Annotated in this window: 5 protein-coding genes; all 5 read left to right on the top strand. The window is 44.4% G+C overall.

The window, feature by feature from the left end; genetic code table 11:
* The coding region (locus tag ACXLDX_RS10715; RefSeq protein WP_457577177.1) for an extracellular solute-binding protein at positions 1 to 1,763 on the top strand (1,763 nt) is incomplete at its 5' end.
* A gap of 326 nt (positions 1,764 to 2,089) precedes the next feature.
* On the top strand, positions 2,090 to 2,305 hold the full coding sequence (locus tag ACXLDX_RS10710; protein WP_457577176.1) for a cold-shock protein: 216 nt from the start codon (positions 2,090 to 2,092) through the stop codon (positions 2,303 to 2,305).
* 306 nt (positions 2,306 to 2,611) lie between these two features.
* On the top strand, positions 2,612 to 3,082 hold the full coding sequence (tsaE, locus tag ACXLDX_RS10705) for a tRNA (adenosine(37)-N6)-threonylcarbamoyltransferase complex ATPase subunit type 1 TsaE (RefSeq protein WP_457577175.1): 471 nt from the start codon (positions 2,612 to 2,614) through the stop codon (positions 3,080 to 3,082).
* A gap of 321 nt (positions 3,083 to 3,403) precedes the next feature.
* Positions 3,404 to 5,161, top strand: a complete 1,758-nt coding sequence (locus tag ACXLDX_RS10700) for a YcaO-like family protein (RefSeq protein ID WP_457577174.1) — start codon at positions 3,404 to 3,406, stop codon at positions 5,159 to 5,161.
* A 44-nt stretch (positions 5,162 to 5,205) separates the two neighbouring features.
* Positions 5,206 to 5,976, top strand: coding sequence for a tetratricopeptide repeat protein (locus ACXLDX_RS10695; RefSeq protein WP_457577173.1), 771 nt, complete (start codon positions 5,206 to 5,208; stop codon positions 5,974 to 5,976).
* Positions 5,977 to 5,983 lie beyond the last annotated feature (7 nt).

Here is a 5,983-nt window from a genome sequence, read left to right as displayed (position 1 = left end):
TATTTTTCAGTCGGCCTCTTCTTGCTGCTCATGGGATTTCCATGGATGGTGAGTTGAAGTATCCATCCGGTTTTAAAAAATTTGACTATTGTTCCTCCCGGGCCATGAAAGGAGGCAGAATCGTTCTTCATGATCTGGGCGGTTTTGATAAGTTAAATCCTTTCACGTTCAAAGGTGAACCACCTTTTGCTTTGGAAACGTTGGTTTTTGAACCTCTTGCTGTAGCAAGTCTTGATGAACCGTTTTCAGAGTATGGTCTGCTTGCCAGGGACATTGAACCTGCAGAAGATGGTATGTCCGTGACCTATACACTGAACGAAAATGCCAGATTTTCCGATGGCACACCTGTTACTGCTGAAGATGTGGCTTTTACACTTGATATTTTAAAAGGAAAAAAAGTTCATCCGTTTTATCCTTATTATTACAAGGATATTGTAGGATCAGAAATAATCGGTTCCGGAAAGATACGGTTTAATTTTGCCCGTAAAAACAGAGAACTTCATCTTATAGCCAGTCAGATACGGGTGCTTTCAAAGAGATTTTATGAAAAATTCGGTTTTGGTGTAAGGCAGAAAGGCAGTCGACCCGCCATTCCGGTCGGGTCTGGTCCCTATATCATTGATCAGGTTCGTTATGGAAAAAGCATTACCTATAAAAGAAATCCTCATTACTGGGCCAAAGACCATCCTGTGACCAGGGGAATGTATAATTACGACGAGATCACCGTAAAATATTTCAAGGATCAGACAATTGCCCTTGAAGCGTTCAAGGCCGGTGAATTTGACTATCTTCCTGTGAATATTGCCAAACAGTGGGCGAGGGACATGAAGGGACCGAAATTTGATTCCGGCGAAATCGTGAAGAAAGAATTTATCCATTTCAATAATGCCGGAATGCAGTGTTTTGTGATGAACACAAGACGCCCCCTGTTCAAAAAACGACAGGCACGCCAGGCACTTGGACTTGCGCTGGACTTTGAATGGATCAACAGGGCCCTTTTTTTTGACCAGTATACGAGATCGAACTCCTTTTTCAGCAATTCACCGCTGGCTGCAAAAGGTATACCGTCAGGTCTTGAACTGGAATACCTGGAGCCCTATCGGTCAATATTACCGAAAGAAGTCTTTTTAAAACCACTCACCCCACCTGAGGTGACGGAGGAAAACACTCTGAGGAATAATCTGAAAAAAGCCTCCGTTCTGCTGGCAACCGCCGGCTGGAAAGTAAAAAATGGTTTTCTTGTGAACAGAAGCGGTAAAAAATTTCAATTTGAAATTCTCCTTGTTTCCCCTTCTTTTGAAAGGGTCATGGCGCCCTATGTGGCGATTCTTCGTAAACTCGGTATTGAGGCGAAATACAGGACTGTTGACCAGACACTTTATGTGGAGAGACTGAAAAAATTTGATTTTGATATGATTGTGACCACCTTTTCACAATCTCTTTCTCCGGGAAATGAACAGAGAAACTACTGGCATTCTTCTTCCGCCTCCCGGAGAGGTTCGAAAAATTATGCCGGAATACGATCCAAAGCAGTTGACGGACTGGTAGACAGGATTATTTACGCGGAAAACTGCCATCAGTTATCAAGTGCCTGTAAGGCGCTTGACAGGGTGTTATGGTACGGATATTACGTGGTACCGAACTGGTATCTTGGTAGTCACCGAATCAGTTATTATCGAAAAATACATTTCCCTGAAAAACTACCCCTGTATTACGACCCAACCCAGCTACTAATGACATCATGGATGGAAAAATCCCAATAAAACAGGCATATCCACAATTTGACTGAGTTTTATGGGTAATCAAGTAAAAATTTATTCTCGAGAGGATATTGACTAACAATGTATAAGGGTGACTGTTTTTGTCTGTTTTCTGTTTAACTTGTTGTTTCCTGATGAAAAAATAATGTTTTCACTTGACTGATGGCGGGGTTTTCTGCTACCTGTTAAGTACGCTCTTCAATCCTGCGTTGTTCCGGTACTGCAAAATTACCCTAGGGCAGGATGAGGGCGGAACGATACGTACAGAGCCGGATGGCATTTGTATTATTTGCCCGTTCAGGACTGTCATTACCGGGGAGGCTTGCAGGATGTCAGAGCGTGTGAAAGGAAAAGTGAAATGGTTTAACGCCAGTAAAGGGTATGGTTTTCTGGAAAGACCTGACGGAGAGGCTGATGTGTTTGTCCATTTCAGTGCTATCCAGGGAGAAGGATTCAAGAGTCTTGAAGAAGGAGAAGAGGTTGAATTCACAATTGCCCAGACAGATAAGGGATTACAGGCGGAAAATGTAACTAAATCAGGATAAACCGGCATGGCCGGGCTTCATGGCTCGGCCCCGGCAGACTAATGAAAATTCCAACTGCGGTGGTACAAACCTCAGTCGGGAATTTTCTGATAAACTCTGTATGATTTTCAACCCGTTTTCGTTTTTTACATTCGAAAACGGGTTTTTATTTTTCGTCCACCGTTCTTCAGGATTGCCAATTTCGGATATAAAGTATAACATCCCAGGCCGACAGTGTTATCAGCGAAAGGGACGGACAGTCATGCTGGCTTAGTTGACATCGGCAAATCACGGAGAACACAGGTTACGATTGGATTGGGAGTATTGATGAAGAATGATTTTTCAATTCGGGTAAAGACTGTTAAGGAAACAGAGCGAATCGGTGAAATACTCGGCAGAAATGCCGCCGGTGGAGATGTCCTTTGTCTTCGTGGAGACCTTGGTGCCGGAAAAACCACGCTGACCCAGTCGATAGCAAGGGGTCTTGAGGTGCCGGATGATTACTATGTCTCCAGCCCGTCTTTTACGATTCTTCATGAGTATAAGGGACGAATTCGCCTGTATCACATGGATTTTTATAGATTATCTGATTCAGACGAAGTCATTGACTTAGGGTTTGAAGAATTATTTTACCTTGATGGACTGACGGTTATTGAATGGCCGGAAAGAGCGGAAGATATTTTGCCGGAAAGGAGGATCGACATAGAGATCCGACTGGAAGAGGACGAAGAGAGAATATTGTGTTTTTCTTCGAATAATGAAGATTACTTAAAGAGATTGAAAGAGGAGCTTTGCTGAGGAGACGGTAAAAAATATGTGATTACGCACAAAACTCAGCCTGATACTTGTAGAATTGGGGATGTGCCTGTTTTGTCAGGCGTATTTCAAAAATCACATTGTACTGGCTTGAAAATAATCTGGGTCGACACTTTTTCATTTGAATTCCTTATCAATTGAGATTTCCAGTGATTTTTGACCGTAGGCTAGCCTGATAAAGCAGGCGCATCCTCAAGTCGGCTGTGTTTCATGGGTAATCAAGAAAAAATGTAATTACTCACAGAGAGTTGCCACCCCTGTGACCAGTTACAAAAATCTGTACCATCTGTCAGTAGTTACAAAATGAAGAAAAAAACTATAGTACTTCACGATTGTCATAAGACATTCACCCTGGATCAGGATAAGGCGATTACACCGGATGAAACGGTTAAAAATTTTTACGAGAAGGTCGATCAGCTTGAAATAAAGATAGTCAATGAGGTGAGAAGAATTGATAATGGCAGGCTGGACATCCCGGTCTATTTCAGCGTCTGCGGGGAAGATGCTTTTTTGCTCACCGGTACGAAAAAACAGATGGGAAAAGGCGCTTCTCCGGAGCAGGCCAGGGCTTCAGCCTGCATGGAGCTTGCGGAAAGATTCTCTTTCTTTTCATTTAAAAATAATCCGGACAATTTCCTTGTCGGTGACTATAAAAGTGTGGTTGGGAGCGGCTTTCCTGTTCTTGAAATACGATATCTTCTTGATTCGGTGCATGATTCCCATACCGATGCCGACACCCTGGAAAAACTGCTGGAGAACATTCCCATGCAGTGGATCTGGGCCACCAATCTGACCGATAACTGTGATGTGCTGATTCCATTTTCCTGGTTTTACGCCATTAATGAATTCAATGGTCCATCTGCAGGCAATACCCTGGAAGAGGCAGCTCTTCAGGGGATCTGTGAGATCGTGGAGCGTCATGTCTGTTCGGTTGTCCATCACCGCAGGATTGAAACGCCGAAAATAGATGTAAATTCAGTCAATGATCCTGTCGCAATGGAGTTACTGAAAAAATTCACAGATCAGGGAATTGAACTCTACCTGAATGATTTTACGTTAGATACCGGTATTTGCACTGTAGCCGCCCTGGCCATTGACAGGGAAACTTTTCCGGAGAAAAGTGAAATTGTCTTTACGGCCGGAACCACGCCTGACCCGCAAAAAGCTCTTATTCGTGCGGTGACGGAGGTGGCACAGCTTGCGGGCGATTTTAACACCGGTTCAAACTATGTGGCCTCCGGTCTCCCCAAGCCGGGTTCCATGGAGGAGGTAGGTTATCTTACGGAAACAGAGAAAATTGTCTCCATTCAGGAAATGAATAATCTCTCCGATTCAAATATCCGGATCGAGGTGGAAAATTGTATCCGTTCCCTGAAAAAAATCGGCATGGAAGTGTTTATGATCGATGTGACCCATGATGAATTACAGATACCTGCATGTTATACCATCATTCCCGGAGCCCATTTCCGGGAACGGTCAAGGATAAGTGACTCAGGGCTTTTCGCAGCTAAACTTATGATGGACCTGGTGGATGATGCGGATCTTCGGGAAAAGAAATTTTCCCAGATGGAAGATCTGCTCCCCGAAGCCTACTATCTGGCATTTTACAGGGGAAGGAACCTGATGGATCTGGGGCAACTTGACCAGGCTCTTGTTCATTTTGACAAAGCGTTGAGCCGTGACCCTGAAGAGGAGGATCTCCCGTATATTTATTCTTATATGGGAAGTTGTCTTAAAGAACTTGGTCGCTATGAAGAAGCAATCAAAATACTTGGAAAAGGGCTCAAGGAAGATGAGGAAAGGCCTGATATCCATAATTCATTGGGAGTCTGTTTTTTTAAACTTGAGATGTTTGAGAAGGCAATAAACCACTTTCAACGGGCAGTTGAGCTGAATCCAGCTTCTGCCGTTGATTATGCAAACCTTGGTGTCAATTACTCCAGACTGGGAAAAAATGATTCGGCAATCGAGTTTCTGACCCTGGCCCTGACTCTTGATGACAGCCTTGATTTTGCCAAAGAACTGCTTGAAAAAATTGCAACGGGCCGGGATAATCGCTGACCGTTTTCAGGAAAAAAATACAAACCCATGGAGTTGTTTCCCCTGTGAGAAGTTACAAAAATTCTTCTTTAATTTCTTGCTATATAATCGTATTCTGCCTTGTCTTTTTTCTTTCTGTCGTAGATGTTTTTTCGGCACCTGAGGTGCGGGGACTCAAAAGCAGGGCAAGGAAGTATTACCAGGGAATTGGTGTGAAACAGGATTACGCCAAAGCCTTTGCTCTGTACCGCAGGGCAGCGGAAAAAGGGGATGCCGGAGCCAGGTATATCTGTGGCGGAATGTACTTCCGAGGATTGGGAGTAAAAAAAGACAGCCGCGCTGCATTTCGGTACCTGTACAGTGCTGCACTCCAGGGAAAAAGCAGCGGCAGATCTGAAAGAATTCTGGCAGAAGCTTTTTTCCAGGGAAACGTGACCTTAAAAAACTACAGTGAAGCCATTCACTGGTACAGTCTCAGTGCCGAACACGGGGACAGCGAGGCCCAGAACACCCTGGGCTACCTCTATTTTACCGGGCGTGGCGTTGACAGGAATGAGGAAAAGGGGGCCGCGTATTTTCTGCAGGCGGCAAGAAATAATCATCCCCAGGCCCAGTTTAACGTCGGTATCATGTATTTAACCGGAAGTGGAATCGGGGAAATTGATCTGGTTACCGCCTATGGATGGATGAATATTGCTGCGGCCAATGGCTACCGCTCCGCAGTAGCAGCAAGGGATTATCTGGAAACCCTGCTCTCCGGTAAAGAACTGTCAGAGGCCCAGCAACTCGCGGGAACATTGCGGAAAAAAATGATGGGTCGGGAAAAAAACCGATGAAAAAAAC

The sequence above is a fragment of the Desulfomarina sp. genome (assembly GCF_054039375.1).
The sequence above is the reverse complement of the archived record's forward strand: the minus strand, read 5'-3'. Positions and strand labels throughout refer to the sequence as shown.